This window comes from Sorangium sp. So ce426, assembly GCF_051475585.1.
GTDB classification, from domain to species: Bacteria; Myxococcota_A; Polyangia; order Polyangiales; family Polyangiaceae; genus Sorangium; species Sorangium cellulosum_B.
The window spans coordinates 9,270,151-9,286,531 of sequence record NZ_CP150341.1; the positions used below are offsets into that span (position 1 = coordinate 9,270,151).

General features: G+C 72.2%; 16 protein-coding genes. 14 read left to right on the forward strand and 2 right to left on the reverse strand.

Annotation, left to right across the window (positions count from 1 at the left end; all coding sequences use genetic code 11):
* Positions 1-76 precede the first annotated feature (76 nt).
* From WMF44_RS34650 to WMF44_RS34690, 9 genes are read left to right on the forward strand one after another with little or no spacing between them, the layout of a single operon-like run.
* Positions 77-1,063 carry an AAA family ATPase gene (locus WMF44_RS34650; RefSeq protein WP_437294323.1) on the forward strand — a complete coding sequence of 329 codons (987 nt, stop codon included), beginning with the start codon at positions 77-79 and terminating at the stop codon, positions 1,061-1,063.
* Entirely contained in the window at positions 1,060-1,968 is a 909-nt protein-coding gene (locus tag WMF44_RS34655; RefSeq protein WP_012239120.1) for a DUF58 domain-containing protein, read from the forward strand. Before WMF44_RS34650 ends, WMF44_RS34655 begins: the two co-directional genes overlap by 4 nt.
* Positions 1,965-3,218, forward strand: coding sequence for a hypothetical protein (locus WMF44_RS34660; protein WP_437294324.1), 1,254 nt, complete (start codon positions 1,965-1,967; stop codon positions 3,216-3,218). The genes WMF44_RS34655 and WMF44_RS34660 overlap by 4 nt, the downstream gene beginning before the upstream one ends.
* Positions 3,215-4,360 (forward strand): VWA domain-containing protein, encoded by a 1,146-nt coding sequence (locus WMF44_RS34665; RefSeq protein ID WP_437294325.1) that lies wholly within the window; start codon positions 3,215-3,217, stop codon positions 4,358-4,360. Before WMF44_RS34660 ends, WMF44_RS34665 begins: the two co-directional genes overlap by 4 nt.
* Positions 4,357-5,511 carry a vWA domain-containing protein gene (locus tag WMF44_RS34670; RefSeq protein WP_437294326.1) on the forward strand — a complete coding sequence of 385 codons (1,155 nt, stop codon included), beginning with the start codon at positions 4,357-4,359 and terminating at the stop codon, positions 5,509-5,511. Before WMF44_RS34665 ends, WMF44_RS34670 begins: the two co-directional genes overlap by 4 nt.
* Positions 5,498-6,598, forward strand: coding sequence for a tetratricopeptide repeat protein (locus WMF44_RS34675; protein ID WP_437294327.1), 1,101 nt, complete (start codon positions 5,498-5,500; stop codon positions 6,596-6,598). Before WMF44_RS34670 ends, WMF44_RS34675 begins: the two co-directional genes overlap by 14 nt.
* Entirely contained in the window at positions 6,595-8,538 is a 1,944-nt protein-coding gene (locus WMF44_RS34680; RefSeq protein ID WP_437294328.1) for a BatD family protein, read from the forward strand. The genes WMF44_RS34675 and WMF44_RS34680 overlap by 4 nt, the downstream gene beginning before the upstream one ends.
* On the forward strand, positions 8,535-9,371 hold the full coding sequence (locus WMF44_RS34685) for a hypothetical protein (RefSeq protein WP_437294329.1): 837 nt from the start codon (positions 8,535-8,537) through the stop codon (positions 9,369-9,371). The genes WMF44_RS34680 and WMF44_RS34685 overlap by 4 nt, the downstream gene beginning before the upstream one ends.
* A 29-nt stretch (positions 9,372-9,400) precedes the next feature.
* Positions 9,401-9,982 carry a hypothetical protein gene (locus WMF44_RS34690; protein ID WP_012239127.1) on the forward strand — a complete coding sequence of 194 codons (582 nt, stop codon included), beginning with the start codon at positions 9,401-9,403 and terminating at the stop codon, positions 9,980-9,982.
* Positions 9,983-10,012: 30 nt separating this feature from the next.
* On the opposite strand, the gene WMF44_RS34695 is transcribed toward WMF44_RS34690, so the two are convergent.
* The gene (locus WMF44_RS34695) at positions 10,013-10,576 is read right to left on the reverse strand and encodes an ExbD/TolR family protein (protein WP_437294330.1); all 564 of its coding nucleotides are present in this window, start codon (positions 10,574-10,576) and stop codon (positions 10,013-10,015) included.
* A 686-nt stretch (positions 10,577-11,262) separates the two neighbouring features.
* On the opposite strand from WMF44_RS34695, the gene WMF44_RS34700 reads away from it, so the two are divergent.
* From WMF44_RS34700 to WMF44_RS34720, 5 genes are all read left to right on the forward strand, one after another.
* The gene (locus WMF44_RS34700) at positions 11,263-11,658 is read left to right on the forward strand and encodes a hypothetical protein (protein WP_437294331.1); all 396 of its coding nucleotides are present in this window, start codon (positions 11,263-11,265) and stop codon (positions 11,656-11,658) included.
* Entirely contained in the window at positions 11,655-12,128 is a 474-nt protein-coding gene (locus WMF44_RS34705) for a helix-turn-helix domain-containing protein (protein WP_437294332.1), read from the forward strand. The genes WMF44_RS34700 and WMF44_RS34705 overlap by 4 nt, the downstream gene beginning before the upstream one ends.
* Positions 12,129-12,238: 110 nt before the next feature.
* Positions 12,239-13,378 (forward strand): cardiolipin synthase ClsB, encoded by a 1,140-nt coding sequence (clsB, locus tag WMF44_RS34710; RefSeq protein WP_437294333.1) that lies wholly within the window; start codon positions 12,239-12,241, stop codon positions 13,376-13,378.
* A 46-nt stretch (positions 13,379-13,424) separates the two neighbouring features.
* Positions 13,425-14,264, forward strand: a complete 840-nt coding sequence (locus tag WMF44_RS34715; RefSeq protein WP_437294334.1) for an AAA family ATPase — start codon at positions 13,425-13,427, stop codon at positions 14,262-14,264.
* Positions 14,265-14,266: 2 nt separating this feature from the next.
* The gene (locus WMF44_RS34720; RefSeq protein WP_437294335.1) at positions 14,267-15,469 is read left to right on the forward strand and encodes a vWA domain-containing protein; all 1,203 of its coding nucleotides are present in this window, start codon (positions 14,267-14,269) and stop codon (positions 15,467-15,469) included.
* A 23-nt stretch (positions 15,470-15,492) separates the two neighbouring features.
* Here WMF44_RS34720 and WMF44_RS34725 read toward each other — a convergent pair whose 3' ends face one another.
* Positions 15,493-16,356 (reverse strand): Uma2 family endonuclease, encoded by an 864-nt coding sequence (locus WMF44_RS34725; protein WP_437294336.1) that lies wholly within the window; start codon positions 16,354-16,356, stop codon positions 15,493-15,495.
* Positions 16,357-16,381 lie beyond the last annotated feature (25 nt).

Here is a 16,381-nt window from a genome sequence, read left to right on the forward strand (position 1 = left end):
CGCCTCGCGCCGAGGAATATTCGATCGGCGCCGGTTGTCCTCGGGCGGCCGGGCTTGCTATGAGCTCCCACCCGTTATGCACGACGTACGCGCCCTGAACGAGCTGGTCGCCAAAGAGAGCGCCTTCATCGACACCCTGCTGACCGAGGTCGGCAAGGTGATCGTCGGCCAGACGTACATGATCGAGCGCATCCTCATCGGGCTGCTCACCGGGGGGCACGTCCTCCTCGAGGGCGTCCCGGGCCTCGCCAAGACGCTCACGGTGCGGACGCTCTGCGACGCCATCCACGCGAAGTTCTCGCGGATCCAGTTCACGCCGGATCTGCTGCCGGCCGACCTCATCGGCACCGTCATCTTCAACCACCAGAAGGGCGACTTCACGTCCAAGCTGGGCCCGATCTTCGCGAACCTCGTGCTCGCCGACGAGATCAACCGCGCCCCGGCGAAGGTGCAGAGCGCGCTCCTCGAGGCGATGCAGGAGCGGCAGGTCACGATCGGCGACACGACGTACCCGCTGCCGAGCCCGTTCGTTGTCATGGCGACCCAGAACCCGATCGAGCAGGAGGGGACCTACCGCCTCCCGGAGGCGCAGGTCGACAGGTTCATGCTCATGGTCAAGGTCGGGTACCCCGCCCGGGCCGAGGAGCGGCAGATCATCGACCGCACGACGGGGGTGGTCGAGGGCAAGGCCGCGAAGGTGACGACCCCCGAGGAGCTCGTGTCCGCGCGCAAGGTCGTGCGCGACGTGTACATGGACGATCGCGTGAAGGACTACATCGTGGACGTGGTCTTCGCGACGCGCGAGCCCGGGCAGAAGGGCATGAAAGAGCTGAGCAGCCTCATCGAGTACGGGGCGAGCCCGCGCGCCTCGATCGCGCTGGCGCTGGCGGCGCGCGCGCACGCCTTCCTGCGCCACCGGGGCTACGTCACGCCGGAGGACGTGAAGGCGATCGGCCCCGACGTGCTCCGGCACCGGGTCGTCCTGACCTACGAGGCGGAGGCCGAGGAGGTCACGTCCGAGCAGATCGTCCGGCGCGTGTTCGAGGTGGTCGAGGTGCCGTGATCAAGGCCTCCGGCTCGAAGAACCCGCTGCCGCCGGAGCTCCTGAAGCAGCTCCGGCGCATCGAGATCCGGACGCAGCGGCTCGCCAACGAGCAGCTCTCCGGGACGTACTCGTCCGTCTTCAAGGGGCAAGGGCTGTCGTTCCGCGAGGTGCGCGCCTACCTGCCCGGCGACGACGTGCGCTGGATCGACTGGAACGTCTCGGCCCGCATGAGCGAGCCGTTCGTGAAGGTGTTCGTCGAGGAGCGGGAGATGACCGTCATGCTGGTCGTCGACGCCTCGCAGAGCGAGCAGTTCGGCACGCGGCGCGCGTCGAAGGCGCGCGTCGCCGCCGAGATCGCCGCGCTCTGCTCCTTCAGCGCCATCAAGAACAACGATCGCGTGGGCCTCGTGCTCGCGACCGAGGCCATCGAGAAGCTCGTCCCGCCGAAGAAGGGGGACAAACACGTGATGCGCGTCATCCGGGAGATCCTCGGGCACGAGCCGAAGTACACGGGGACGAACCTGAAGCTCGCGCTCGAGACGCTGGTGAAGGTCGCCAAGCGGAGGAGCGTGGCCTTCGTGATCAGCGACTTCTTCGCCTCCGGCTTCGAGCGCTCGCTCTCGCTCGCGAGCGCCAAGCACGACGTGATCCCGGTGATGCTCGTCGACCCGCGCGACGAGGAGCTGCCCGACGTGGGGCTCGCGACGTTCGAGGACCTGGAGACCGGCGAAGAGGTCGTGGTGGACACCGGCGACCGGGCGGTGCGCGACCACTACCGCGCCGCCATGCGCAAGCTCCGGAGCGACCGCGACAAGCTGTTCAAGAAGCTCGCGCTCGACGCCGTGGTGGTGAAGACCGGCGAGAGCTTCGTGAGCCCGCTGCGCGACCTGTTCGCCAAGCGGGCGCGGAGGCTCAGGCGATGAGGGCGCGTCGCTCGGCGGTCCACGCCGCGCGCGGCGCGAGCCCGCTCGCGTGGGCCGCGCTGGCGGCGGCGCTCGCGTGCGCGTCGCCGGCACGATCGCAGCCGGACGCCGGCGGCGCCGGAGGGCCGGCGGCGGACGACGCCCCGCCTCCGCCGCCGGCCCCGGCGCCGGCAGCCGCGGCGCCGGCAGCCACGGGGCGCGGCGAGAGCGTGTGGGCCTCGTGCGCGGAGCACGTGCCGCCCGGCGCGACGCGCCCCCGGATCGAGGAGACGTTCCCGAGGAACGGGTTCAGCGGGTACGCGGCCCACCTCGAGATCACGGTCACGCACGGCAAGGGCGAGACGGTGCTGCCGGAGGGCTTCAAGGTCCAGGGCGACAGCGACGCCGCGCGCGCGATCCAGAAGGCGGGGTTCGTCCTGCCGGAGGCCGACGCGGGCGCGGGGCCGACCAGCACGACGACGGCGACCGACACGGGCGCCACGACCAGGCTCGTCATCCCGTTCGTCCCGCTGCCCAAGGAGCCGGGGAGGAGCGCCCTCCTGCTGCCGCCGGTGCCGATCGCCGTGTCCCGCGCGAGCGGGGAGCTCGTCACCGTCTGCACCCGGCCGCACGAGATCGTGATCGAGGACCCGATCGCCAACGAGCGGGACCCCAAGGTCAAGCCGAACCCGCCGCCTCGGCCGCAGCGCGAGGAGTGGGTGCTCGCGAAGCAGCTCACGGCCGGCATCCTCATCGGCGCGGCGCTCGGGCTGCTCGTGGCGTGGCTGGTGCGGCGCTGGCTGCGCCGGCCCCGCGTGGTGGCCGCGCCGCCGCCCAAGCTGCCGTGGATCGCCGCGCTCGAGGAGCTCGAGGCGCTCCGGCGCTCCGACCTGCTCGGCGAGGGGCGGACCGGCGAGTACTTCGACCGCGTGAGCGACTGCGTGCGCAAGTACCTCGGCGCGCGGTACGGCTTCGACGGCCTCGAGACGACGAGCGACGAGATGCGGGACCTGCTCGCGCGGGTGCGCCCGCCCGTGCCGGTGCTGCCGCAGATCGCGCGGTTCCTCGCCGACTGCGACCTCGTGAAGTTCGCGCGCCTCCAGCCGAGCGAGGCCGACTGCCTCACGGCGCTCGACGACGGAGAGAACATCGTGCACCGCACGACCCCGCCGGCGGCGCGGCCCGGCGACGGCGCCGGCCCCCGGAGCTCACCCGCCGGCGGGCAGCAGCCGCCCGCTCGCCCGTCCCGGGCGCCGGAGGAGGCGCCTTGAGCCGCACGAAGCGCGCAGCGCTCGCCCTCATCGCGACGCTCGTCGTCGCCGCGCTCGCCTGCGTGTACCCCTACCTCGCCCGCCGCGACGCCTGGTCCTCGGCGAGCTGGCAGAACCCGTGGTTCTTGCTCGCGCTCATCGCGGTGCCCGTCGTCTGGTACTGGGGCATCTTCGCGGAGGACGCGCGCAGGCCGCGGCTCCGGCTCGGCACGGTGGCGCCGCTCGCGCGCGGGCCGCGCGGCCTGCGCAGCCACCTGCGCGACGTGCCGGGCGTGCTGCGCGCCGTGGCGCTCGCGCTGCTCGTCCTCGCGATGGGGCGGCCGGTCAGCGTGCTCCGCGAGCAGCGCTCGGACGACAAGGGCATCGACATCGTCGTGGCGCTCGACCTGTCGGGCTCGATGCGCGCGATCCTCGACGCGCGGGCGAGCGACCTGCCCGGCCAGCCGAAGCTGCCGCGCGGCAAGCGGCTGACCCGGCTCGACACGGCCAAGCTCGTCCTCCAGGACTTCATCAGCCGCAGGAGGACCGATCGCCTCGGCGTCGTCGTCTTCGGCAAGGCCGCGTACGTGCTGTCGCCGCCGACGCTCGACTACCACCTGCTGACGCAGATGGTCTCGCAGATGACGCTCAACGTGATCGACGGCAGCGCGACGGCTATCGGCGACGCGCTCGGCACCGCGGTCGCCCGCCTGCGCAGGAGCGACGCGCAGTCGAAGGTCGTCATCCTCCTGACCGACGGCGACTCCAACGCCGGGGCCATCTCCCCCGAGTACGCGACCCACCTCGCGACCTCGCTCGGCGCGAAGGTCTACACGATCCAGATCGGCACCGACGACGAGGTCGAGGTCGAGGACGGCATCGATCTCTTCGGGCAGCCGCGCTACGTGCGCCACCGCTTCCCGGTGAACCCCGCGCTGCTCCAGGAGATCGCGCAGAAGACCGGCGGCGCGTCGTACGTGGCGACCGACGCGAAGGCGCTCGCGGACAGCATGCACGACGTGCTCGACCGGCTGGAGAAGACCCGCTTCGAGGCGTCGAGCGCCGCGTACGAGGATCTCTTCCCGTTCCTGCTCCTGCCCGGGGTGTTCCTGATCGGGCTCGACGCGCTCCTGCGCGCCTGGCTGCTCCGGAGGTTCCCGTGAACTTTGCGGCCCCCTGGTTCCTGCTCGGGACGGCGTTCGCCGCGCTGATCGGCCTCCTGCTCATCCTGGGCGGCTTCGGCGTGGCGCGCGCCATCAAGCGCTTCGGCGACGAGGATCGCGTGAAGGCGCTCACGACCGCCGATCCAGCGAAGCGCCGCGCCTGGAAGGGCGTGCTGCTCGTGCTCGCGACGGCGCTCGCGTTCGTGGCCGCGGCGCGCCCCCAGTACGGCAAAGGCACGCGGCTCGTGCCGGCGACCAACGTCGACGTGGTGGTCGTGCTCGACTACTCGAAGAGCATGTACGCGCGCGACGTCGAGCCGTCCCGCATCTTCCGGGCGAAGGTCGAGGTCGCCCGCCTCATCAAGGATCTCGAGGGCGCGCGCTTCGGCGCGGTCGCGTTCGCCGGCGAGCCGATGGGCTTCCCGCTGACCGCCGACGGCGCGGCGATCGCGCAGTTCTTCCGCCAGCTCGACCCGAACGACATGCCGATCGGCGGCACGGCGATCGCGCGCGCGCTCGACCAGGCGAACGAGCTCCTGAAGCGCGACCCGAAGTCCGCCGAGCACAAGCGGATCATCCTGCTCGTCACGGACGGCGAGGACCTCGAGGGCTACCCGCTGAGCGTCGCCCAGGCGATCGGCGCCCAGGGCACGACGATCCACGTCGTTCAGATCGGCGGGCGCACGCCGGAGCCGATCCCGGAGATCGGCCAGGACGGCCGCATCGTCGGGTGGCGGACGGATCGCCAGGGCAAGCCGCTCACGACGGAGCTGTCGCTGTCGGGCGAGCAGCAGCTCGCGTCGATCGCGCAGGCGACGCCGGGCGGGCAGATCATCCGCGCGGAGAAGGGGACCACGGGCATCGAGACGATCGCCGCGGAGCTCCGGCGGCAGATGAAGAGCGAGCTCTCGGAGCGGGTCGAGACGGTCTACGCGGACGTCTACTTCTACCCGCTCGGCCTCGCGATCCTGCTCCTCATCGCCGAGGTGTTCCTCAAGGACGCTCCGCGCCGTCGCTTCGTGGCGACGCGCCCCGAGGCCGCGCCGAAGCGCGCCGCGTTGCTGAAGGGGCGCCCGCTCGGCGCGGACCTCGCGGCGGGAGCGGGGCAGGCGCCTCGGGGGAACGCGGGAGGGCCGCATGCCGCGTCGTGATCGCAAGCGCGTGGATCTCGCCGGGTTCTTCGCGCGCCGCGGGCGGTGGATCGCGATCGGGCTCGCCGCCGCGTGCCTCACCGGGGCCGCGTTCTCTGCGGCGACCGGGTGCAGCGGGTGGGATCCGACGTCCCCGTTCGAGCGGAACGCGCCGGCGGTCGACCAGGCGATCCGCGATCTCGACGCGGGCAACCTCGAGTCTGCCGAGCAGGCCCTCGCGAGCTACCTGGGGACGGGCCCGTGCAGCGACGCCGGCATCGGGCTGCCGGACTCCGTGCGCCAGAAGCCGAACGGCTCGTTCGATCTCGGGCTGACGCTGTTCCACCTGGCCGAGCGCTACGGTCATCGGTTCGGCGACGAGGAGCTCGCGGACGGCGGGCCGGAGCAGGAGCAGCGCGACGCGCTGCGCGGGATCGAGATCGACTGCGCGCTGATCCTCCTGAAGGCGATCGGGGCCGATCCGAGCGTGCCGGCCGATCTGCGCGCGCGGGCCCGCTACCTCTCGGGCAACCTCGAGTTCTTGCGGCGCAAGTACGAGGACGCCGTGACGTATTACGACCAGGCGCTGGCCATCATCCCCGGCGTCCTCGAGGAGGCCGGCGGCGACGGCGTCGGCCGGGACGCGGCCTGGAACCGGGCGATCGCCCTGCGGCGCATCGAGGACCAGAAGGACGCCGCGCCGCCGGACGCCGAGCCCGATGCGCCGCCGGACGCCGAGCCCGATGCGCCGCCGGACGCCGAGCCCGACGCCGAGCCCGATGCGGGCGACGACGGCGGCGACCAGGACGCGGGCGACGACGGCGGAGAGCCTGACGCGGGCGACGACGGCGACGGCGGTGACCAGGACGCGGGCAACGACGGCGGCGATCAGGATCAGAGCCCTGACGCTGGCCCGCAGGACCAGACGCCCGACGCCGGCTCACCCGAGCAGCCCGAGCCGCCGCGCGAGCAGCCCCAGGAGCCGCCGCAGACCGGTCGGCAGGACGATCGCATCCTCGACCAGCTCGAGGAGGCGCCGACGTACCAGGAGCAGGAAGCGAAGAACAAGGCCGGTATGCGGCGCGGCCGCGGCATGGAGGACAAGTGACGCGCCCGCTCGCGCTCGCCCCCCCGCGCCTCGCGCCGCTCGCGACCGCGCTGCTCGTGGCGTTGCTCGCGTTGATCGCCCCGCTCCGCGCGCGCGCGCAGCAGCAGCCGGAGCTCTCGGCGCGCGCGAGCTCCACCGACGTCGAGGTCGGCGAGCCGTTCACGGTCGAGGTGAAGGCGCTCGTCGAGCGCGGCGCCGGCATGCCCTCCGATCCGGAGCTGCGTGTCCCGCCCGACCTCTCCATCGTCTCCGGCCCGAGCATCGGGACGCAGATGAAGACCCAGCTCGGGGGCGGCGTCATGATCACGCAGCTGGGCATCAGCGCGACGTGGCAGATCGTCGCGAACAAGCCCGGCCGCTACACCATCCCGGGGCCGACGATCTCGTGGAACGGCAGGCGGCTGCCGGCGGCTCCGATCATGATCAAGGTCACGCCGGCGAGCGGGCGGACTCGCCGGCCGAACAACCCGTTCCTGTTGCCCGGCGGCCCGCTGCAGGGCTTTCCGTGGCCGTTCGGCGGCTCGGGCGGCCTCTTCGACGACGAGCCGCCCCAGGACGAGCCCGAGCCCGAGGCGACAGAGCTGGCGATGCCGCGCGAGCCGGACCCGGTGGTGTTCCTGCGCGCCATCCCCGACAAGACGGCCGCGGTGGTCGGCGAGCAGGTCACGGTCTCGTTCTACCTGTACTTCCGCGAGAACGCCGAGATGACCGAGCCGCGCGCGGCGCCCGCCGCGGACTTCCTCCGCCACCCGCTCCTCGAGGACCCCCGCAACGAGCGCCCCGTGTACACGCGGGTCGGCGGGCACCGTTACGCGGCCCGCCTCGTCGACAAGCTGGCGCTGTTCCCGCTGAAGACGGGCGAGCTGCACACGGGCAGCATGCAGACGCGCATCAGCGGGCGCCGGATCGGCGCGCGCGTGCTGCGCGAATCGAACGACGTCGTCGTCAAGGTCACGGAGCCGCCGCTCGCCGGCCGCCCGTCCGGCTATGTCGTCGGCGACGTCGGTCAGTTCACGCTCAAGGCGACGGTGCAGCCGCGCCAGATCGAGCAGGGCGGCTCGGTGGCCGTGACCGTGCAGGTCGCGGGCACCGGCAACTTCCCCCAGTCGCTCCGGGTGCCGGAGCGGACCGGGCTCGAGTGGCTCGACCCGGAGAAGCGCGACGCGATCGAGCCGCGCGGCGGCGCGATCGGCGGCACCCGATCGTTCGGCTACGTCGTCCGGATCCAGGAGAGCGGCGCGGTCGATCTCGGGAAGATCGAGCTCCCCTACTGGGATCCGGCGCAGAAGCGCTACGTGGTCGAGCGCGCCGAGCTCGGCGTCGTCCAGGTGACCCCGGTGGCTCCTCCGGCGCCGTCCGGGCCTCCGTCCAGGGCGCCTCGCGCCGAGGGCGACGGCGCTGGCCGGGGCGAGCCGTTCGCCGGCATGCCGGGGCTCCGCGCGTCGCTCGGCCCGCACGCCCCGCCCGCGACGCTGCCCCTCGACGGCGCGCCGTTCTGGCTGCTCCTGGCCGCGCCGCCGCTCGTCGTGACGCTGTTCGGCGCGGGCGATCGGCTCCTGCGCCGGGCCCGCGATCGCCGCGCGGCGGGCGCGACCTCGCCCGCCCGGCTCGCGGCGATCGCCCAGCGCGAGGCGGAGGAGGCGGCCGCGCAGGGGGATCTCGGGGCGACGGCCGCGGCGATCGAGCGCGCGGTGCACCGGGCGATCGAGTCCGCGACGGGTCTCCGCTCGCGCGGCGTCCTGCTCGCGGAGCTCCCGGGCGAGCTCGGCCGGCGCGGCGTCCCCGGGCCGCTCTCGTCGCGCGCTTGCGAGGCGCTGGCCGCGTGCGAGGCGATCCGGTTCGAACCGACCGCGCAGGACGGCGGCGGCGCCGCCGCCGCGGCGCTCGTCGAGCAGAGCCGCGCCGTCGTGACCGAGCTCTCGCGATGGAAGCCCGCATGAACGGCCGCCGCAGGCGCCTCCTCGCCGGCGCGCTCCTCCTCGCCGGAAGCCTCGCGTCGGCGCTGCCGTCGAGCGAGGCGCGCGCGCAGCCGGCGGAGCCCCCGGAGGCGCTGTTCCAGGAGGGCACGGCCGCGCTCGGCCGCGGCGAGTACGGCGCGGCGATCGACACGTTCGAGCTGCTCGCCGACCGCGGCTTCGTGCACCCGGACGCGAGCTATAACCGCGGGCTCGCCTACGTCACGCGCGTGCGCGAGGGCGCGGATCGCCCGGGAGACCTCGGCCGGGCGGCGGCCGCGTTCGAGGAGGCGCTGCGGCTCCGCCCGGGCGACCCCGACGCCGATCGCGCGCTGGATCTCGTGCGCGCCGAGATCACCCGCCAGCGCTCGCGCCGCGCCACGGATGCGGTCGACGTGCGCCCGACGCTCGGCCGGGTCATCGTCGGCCTCGCCTCGGAGCGCACCTGGGCGGCGGCCGCGCTCCTCGCGTCGCTGCTCCTCGCCCTGGGCGTGGTCCTGCGGCGCCGCCCTGCCGGTCCCGCGCACGTCGCGGGCAGCGTCCTTGCGCCGACGGCGCTCGTCGCGCTGCTCGCGCTGGTGCCGCTCACCTATGCGGCGCGGCACCTCCGCCTCACGACCCGGGCTGGCGTCGTGGTGGTCCCCGAGGTCCGGCTCCTCGACGAGGACGGGCGCGCGCTGCCCCGCGCGGAGCAGAGCGCGATCCCCGAGGGTGCGTCGGTCGAGGTCGGCAGGAGATCGGGCGGGCTCGCTGAGGTCCGCTGGGGCGCCACGGAGGGCTGGGCTCCGGCGTCGAGCATCCGGTTGCTCGCTCCATGAGCCGCGCCATCGTGTGCTAGGTTGTCCGCGTGTGGGTACGCCGCGCAGCCATTCGCCCCGTCCCCTCGTACGCTCAGGTGCCGGCGCGCGTCCTGTCCGAGATCGAGGATCAGCTCGCCGAGGATGACGACGACTCGCGCAAGCAGCTCGACGACGCGTTCACGCGCTTCGAACAGACGCAGCCTGCGCTCGCGGACCGGATCTCCTCGGTGCTGTCCGGCCCGCTCGACGAGACGGCGCTCGCCCTCGGCTATTTCCTGACGCTGGCGATCTGGCTCGCCTTCGACGAGCTGTTCGGTCAGGACCTCGACGAGGTCACCGAGACGGCGCTCACGGGCGTCGAGGAGTCGCTGAACCTGGACGAGCAGATCCGCCTTCACGATCCTGCCGAGGCGGTCGACTCGGACGACGTCATCGCGATGGAGCAGCCCGACGTCCTCGCCTTCGTGCAGGAGCACCTCGACGCGGCGCTCGAGGCGAACGCGCACGAGGTCGACGTCGACGACGTCCACGCGATCTACCGGGTGGTGCTGATCGAGGTCCTTGCGCTGAGCTACGCCGTCCGCCCGCCCTCGAACTGGGTAGCGCTGACGACCGAGTTCACCGCATAACGCGTTCCCCCCGTCCCGCGACCACCGCCCTTAACGTGCGGAGAAGGTGGCCAGGAAGGCTGGCATCTCGGCGCTGCGGCCGTCCTCGAGGAGGACGGTTCGGCGCGGGGCGTTGATCGCGTCGAGCACGGCGACGAGCTCACGGAACGGCGTCTTGTTGTCGCTGTGGAGCACGGCCTGGTCGGCGCGGCGGTCGCTCGGGGCGCGGTGCTCGCCGCTCCGCTCCCACTCGCGCTGGATGGCATCGCCGAGCTCTCTGTAACGGATCGCGGTGGCTCCCGCCCCGCCGATCTCGACAGGACGTTTGGGGACGCTCACCTCGCTCAGGACGGTCGCGCCCTGCTTCCACACGAGGTTGAACCGGTCCTCGCCGACATGGACGTGCATCGTCCTGAGAGGCTCCTTCTGGCACTCCTCCCCACACCCCGCGGCGGCAGGCACCTCCGCGCTGGTCTTGAGCCGCGAGTTCGTGACCCACACCGCCGTGATCAGCAGGAAGGCGATGGTCACCATCAGCAGATCGATGAACGGAATCATGTTGATCTCGCTGTTTCGCGCCCGCCTCTCGCCACCCCCCACGTCGACGCCCGCCATGGCTGCCTCCTTGTGTGCTCGTGTTGTCGTCGCGCACTCGCCAGCTCCGCGGCCGCGCTGCGATAGGACGACAGAGCGCGGCGCGCGCCGGATGTTCCTGGAAAGCACCAACGTCCTCTCCCCCCGCCACCGGTGAACCGCTCGCGCGCGTGGGCCGCGCCGGCGATCCCGATGAGGGCAGAGCGCGACGCGCGATCCCTCGGGCGGCCCACGCTCCGCATCGTCCACTATTTCGGAGGCGCTTCGAGCCGCCCAGTCAAGAACGACGCAACGCGTCGTTACCAAGCAGCCTCATCATCGGACGCCCTGAACATGGAAAGGGCGGACGAAAAGCTCGATTTCTTCGGCGGAAGCGAAGATGCGGCAGCCTTGCGCCGCGGACGAGAGGGCGCCGCGCCGTCCTCGGGTCAACGCAGCGTACCGCCCCTCATGCGTCATGGCCGAGCTGTCTCTTGACAGACAATCCGTTATAACGGATGATGTGCCTACGGGTTGGAGGTGAAGCGGATGCGCCCCCAGAGTGCTCAAGTGATCGACCTCGAGGAATACCGGCAGCAGCGGAGGGCGGCTCGGAACAAGCATGTTCCCGAGAGCGACAGGCCGATGCCATCGGGAAGCTCTTTGACCATGCCGGTCGTCCTCTGGTGGTTCCCGATCTTCACGTGGATGCCCATCTGGCAGGTGCGATGAAATCCGTCCGTCAGAACACGCCACGGAGCTCACCCGGGCTGATCTCCGGTGATGGGCTCGGCGCGTCGTTGCCCGTGGAGGGCTATCAGAACGGCGTGCAAGCGTCCGCCGCATCGACGAGGAACCCCGCTTCGCCTGCTGGACCGCGCTCGCACCACAGGCCGGAGAGCTTCGCTGGCCCCGCGAGATCGTACTCCAGCCGCACCAACGGAACCAACGGAGAAGCGCCGCAGCGGGACGTGGACGAGGCGTCTGGAGACGCCTGGGCCTACGAGATGGCGCCGCAGGACGCCTCCTCGGCGCTCACTGGCATCGTCGGGGCCAACCTGCGTCGCCTCCGGACCAAGCGTGGGCTCTCTCCCTCGAGCGGCTGGCGAAGGCGTCTGGCGTGAGCCGGGCGATGCTCAGCCAGATCGAGCTCGGCCAGAGCACGCCGACGATCAACGTGCTCTGGAAGATCGCGCGGGCGCTCGGCGTGCCCTTCTCGGCGCTGATCAGCGACCAGTCGCTCGGCGGCACATCGCTCATCCTGGCCGCGCGCGCCAAGGTGTTGACGTCGCATGACGGCTCGTTCACGTCCCGCGCGCTGTTCCCGTTCGACGTGCCGAGGACCGTCGAGTTCTACGAGATCACGCTCGCGCCCCTCGCCACCGAACACGCGGATCCTCACCCGCCGGGCACCGTGGAGAACCTCGTGGTGACCGCCGGGACGCTGGAGATGGTCGTCGGCGCCGAGCGCCATGTGCTCGCGACCGGCGACGCGATCATGTTCGACGCCGACGTGCCCCATCAGTACAGGAACCCGACCGATCAGCAGGTCATCCTGTACCTGGTGATGACGTACATCGAGAAGACGGGCTGATCGGGGCGCCCACCGCTGACCGACGCCGGCCAGGCATCACGCCGGGACGTCACGCGCCCGTCCGCGCTATCATCGCGCCGCCTCGTCCCGGGCAGCCTGGCCCCCGCCGCATGTCCCAGCCCCCTCCCGCGCCCGCGTTCGCCGAGATGACCGTCGGCGCGCACCGCCTCGCGCTCCTCAAGGACGGCGCGCAGACCTACCCGGCCATGCTCGAGGCCATCGCCCGCGCGCGGCGCACGATCTGCCTCGAGACGTACATCCTCCGGGTCGATCGGACCGGCCAGCGCTTCGCCGAGGCGCTCATGGAGCGGGCGGCTGCCGGCGTCGAGGTGAACGTCCTCTTCGACGCCTGGGGCTCCTCCGTCTCGTCGTCCTTCCTCGACGGGCTCCGCCGCGCCGGCGTCCGGCCCCACGCCTTCCGCCCCCTCGACCTCTCCGCCCCGCTCGGCAAGGTCGCCCGCCGCGACCACCGCAAGGCGCTCATCGTCGACGGTGCGATCGCCTTCACGGGCGGCCTCAACCTCTCCGACGACTACGCGGCTCTGGAGGATGGCGGCGCCGACTGGCGCGATACCCATCTCCGCATCGAGGGCCCCGCCGCCGCCGAGCTCCAGTACTTCTTCTTGCGCACGTGGCAGCGCACGGGCGGCGCCCCCATCGACGACGAGCGCTACGGCTACGCCGAGCGCAGGCCCGATCCCGCCGTCCAGATCATCAGCAACGACCTCCCCCGCCGCAGGCACCGCCACGGCATCCGCGACGCCTACCGGCACGCCATCGAGCGCGCCCGGCGCAGGATCTTCATCACCAACGCGTACTTCCTGCCGCCGCTCCGGATCATCCACGCGCTCTCCGCCGCGGCCCGCCGCGGCGTCGACGTCAGGATCATGGTCGCCGGCACCACCGACGTGCCCGCGGTCCTGCTCGCGTCGCGCGCGATCTACGGCCACCTCCTCGACGCCGGCGCCCGCATGTTCGAGTGGCGCGGCCGCGTCCTTCACGCCAAGACCGCGGTCATCGACGGCCTCTGGTCCACCGTCGGCTCCACCAACCTCGACAGCCAGTCGCTCCGCATGAACCTCGAGGTGAACGCCGTCGTCTCGCACCGCGGGTTCGCGGGCGCGATGGAGCGGATGTTCGCCGACGACCTCGCCCACTGCCACGAGATCACCGCCGCGCGCTGGGCCGAGCGCCCCCTCTGGGAGCGGGCCGCCTCGTGGACGGCCTACCTCGCGCGCGACTGGCTCTGATCCCGCGCGGTCCGCCGCGCTCGACCGGGGGTGCTACCGTTCCGGCATGTCCGACTTCCGCCGCTTCCGCGGCACCGAACGCTACCTCACGAGCGAGGCGCTCGAGGCCGCCGTCAACTGCGCGCTGGTCCTGGAGCGGCCGCTCCTCGTCAAGGGAGAGCCCGGCACGGGCAAGACGCTGCTCGCCGAGGCCATCGCGCGGAGCCTGTCGGCCGAGCTCATCCCCTGGCACGTCAAGAGCACCACGCGGGCCCAGGACGGGCTCTACGTCTACGACACCGTGCAGCGGCTCTACGACGCGCGCTTCGGCGACGGCGATGTCCGCGACATCCGCCGGTACATCAAGCTCGGCCCGCTCGGCAAGGCGTTCAACGCCCCGGCGCGCGTCGTGCTCCTCATCGACGAGGTCGACAAGGCGGACCTCGAGTTCCCGAACGATCTCCTCCACGAGCTCGATCGGATGCGCTTCCGCATCACCGAGACCGGCGACGAGATCGCCGCGCGGGAGCGGCCCGTCGTCATCATCACCAGCAACAACGAGAAGGAGCTGCCGGACGCGTTCCTGCGCCGCTGCGTCTTCCACTTCATCGATTTCCCGGAGCCCGAGCTCATGCGGGAGATCCTCCACGTCCACCACCCCGATCTCGATCGGGCGCTCGCCGACCAGGCGATGCAGGTCTTCTACGAGATCCGGAAGAACACCCGGATCCGGAAGCGCCCCTCGACGAGCGAGCTCATCGACTGGATCGCCGTCCTGCGGAGGGCGGGCGTGGGCGAGGTGAAGCTCGACAAGGCGCTGCCGTTCCTCGGCGCGCTGCTCAAGAAGGAGCAGGACCTTGTCGCGCTGGCCGATCAGCTGGCGGGCGGCAGGCGGTTCCGGTCGTAGCGATGTTCGTCGCGTTCCTCTACGAGCTCCGGGCCCGCAAGGTCCCGGTCGGCGCCCAGGAGGCCGTCGGCCTCGCGCGCGCGCTCGCCGCGGGCCTCCACGAGAGCTCTCTCGAGGGCTTCTACCACGTCGCGCGGGCGATGCTCGTCCACTCGGAGGCGCACCTCGACGACTTCGATCTGGCGTTCGCCCAGCACTTCCGCGGCGTGCACGTGGAGGCCAAGGCGGTGACGGAGGAGCTCCTCTCGTGGCTCCGGGATCCCATCAAGATGCGCGCCCTCTCCGACGAGGAGAGGGCGATGATCGAGGAGCTCGATCTGGAGGAGGTGCTCCGGCGGTTCGAGGAGCGCCTCCGCGAGCAGCGCGAGCGCCACGACGGGGGCAGCCGGTGGATCGGGACCGGCGGCACCTCGCCGTTCGGCCGCGGCGGCTTCCATCCGAGCGGCATCCAGGTCGGCGGCCCCGCGGGCGGGCGCAGCGGCGCCGTGCAGAACGCCGACGCCCGCCGCTACCACCCCTACCGCAGCGATGTGACCCTCGACGTGCGCCAGATCGAGGTGGCGCTGCGCAAGCTGCGCGCCTTCGCGCGCGAGGGCGGCGATCGCGAGCTCGACATCGAGGCGACGATCGACGCGACGGCCAGGAACGCGGGCGAGATCGAGATCGTCACGAGGCCCCCGCGCCGGCCGAACACGCGCGTGATCCTGATGATGGACGTGGGCGGCTCGATGGATCCCAGCGCCGCGCTCGTGTCGCAGCTCTTCAGCGCGGCGAAGCGCGCGACGCACTGGAAGGAGCTGAGGAGCTACTACTTCCACAACTGCGTCTACGAGAGGGTCTTCAGGACCGAGGGGCTCCTCGACCCCGTCCCGGTGCGCGAGCTCCTCCGCGAGTGCGGCAAGCACCACAAGCTCGTGATGGTCGGAGACGCCTCGATGGCGCCCTACGAGCTGCTCGGCTCGTCGGGCTCCGGCGGCGGCGCGGGCTCCTCGTTCGATCCCGACGCGCGGCTGCCCGGCGTCGCCTGGCTGATGATGCTGCGCGACCATTTCGACCGCGCCGTGTGGCTGAACCCGGACGGGATCGGCCCCTACCCCCACCCGACCGTCGACGCGATCAAGAGCATCTTCCCGATGTTCGCGCTCACGCTGGAGGGCCTGGGAGAGGCGATCGCCGAGCTCGTCCGCGGCCGCGGCCGCGCCTGAGCCGTGCGGCGCGCGGGCCCGGGTCAACGGCCCGCGCGGCCGAACACCTCCGCCGTGGCCGACGCGACGAGGGCGCGATCGAGCCAGCGGTCGAGCTCGCGCTCGCTCCTGCACGACGAGATCTTCGCCGCGGCCGCCTTCGTGAGCCGCAATCCTCGCCGCGCGAGGACACGCCTCAGCGCGTCGCGCTTGCCCTCGAGGATCCCCTCCTCGCGCCCCGCTTCGCGGCCTTCCTCGCGCCCCTCTTCGCGGCCTTCCTCGCGCCCCTTCTCGCGGCCTTCCTCGCGCCCTGCATCGAGCACGGCGTCGAGATCCTCGTATCCGCGCCGCTGGAGGAGGTTGGTCAGCGTGCTCTTCTCCGCCTCGCTGCGGTCATAGAGCGCCTCGACCCGGACCGCGTTCTTCAGGATGCCCGGCGCGCTCAGCAGCTCCCCGGGGAGCGCGACGCGCACCTTCCGGCGCGGCTCGTGCACCTCGACCCGCCGTGGACCGGTGAGGCGCACCACCCACAGGAGCTTCGTACCGGCCGCGAGCAGGTCGGCGATCTTCTCCTTCAGCGCCTCCTCGTCCTGCCCCACGTCGGCGTACTCGATCGCGAGCTCCGGCACGCCCTTCACCCAGCCCGGCCTGTCGGGGACGTTCCCCACCGCGACGTCCGGCGCGCGGAGGGTGCCCGGTTCCGGGGAGTATCCCGTGTCCACGCCCACCTCCTTGACCGCCGGGTCCCACCCCACGACCGAGCTGCCCAGGTGGTTCGGCCCCGAGGCACGCCCCCCCGTGGGGGCGCAGTAGACGGGGTGGCCGTTCGACAGCTCGTACGGATCCCCCGCGCGGAGGTGCTCCGCGCGGAAAGGGCCGCGCTCCGCCGTCCGGTGCTTCACCTGCATGAGAGGACGATAGCACGCCGGGGAT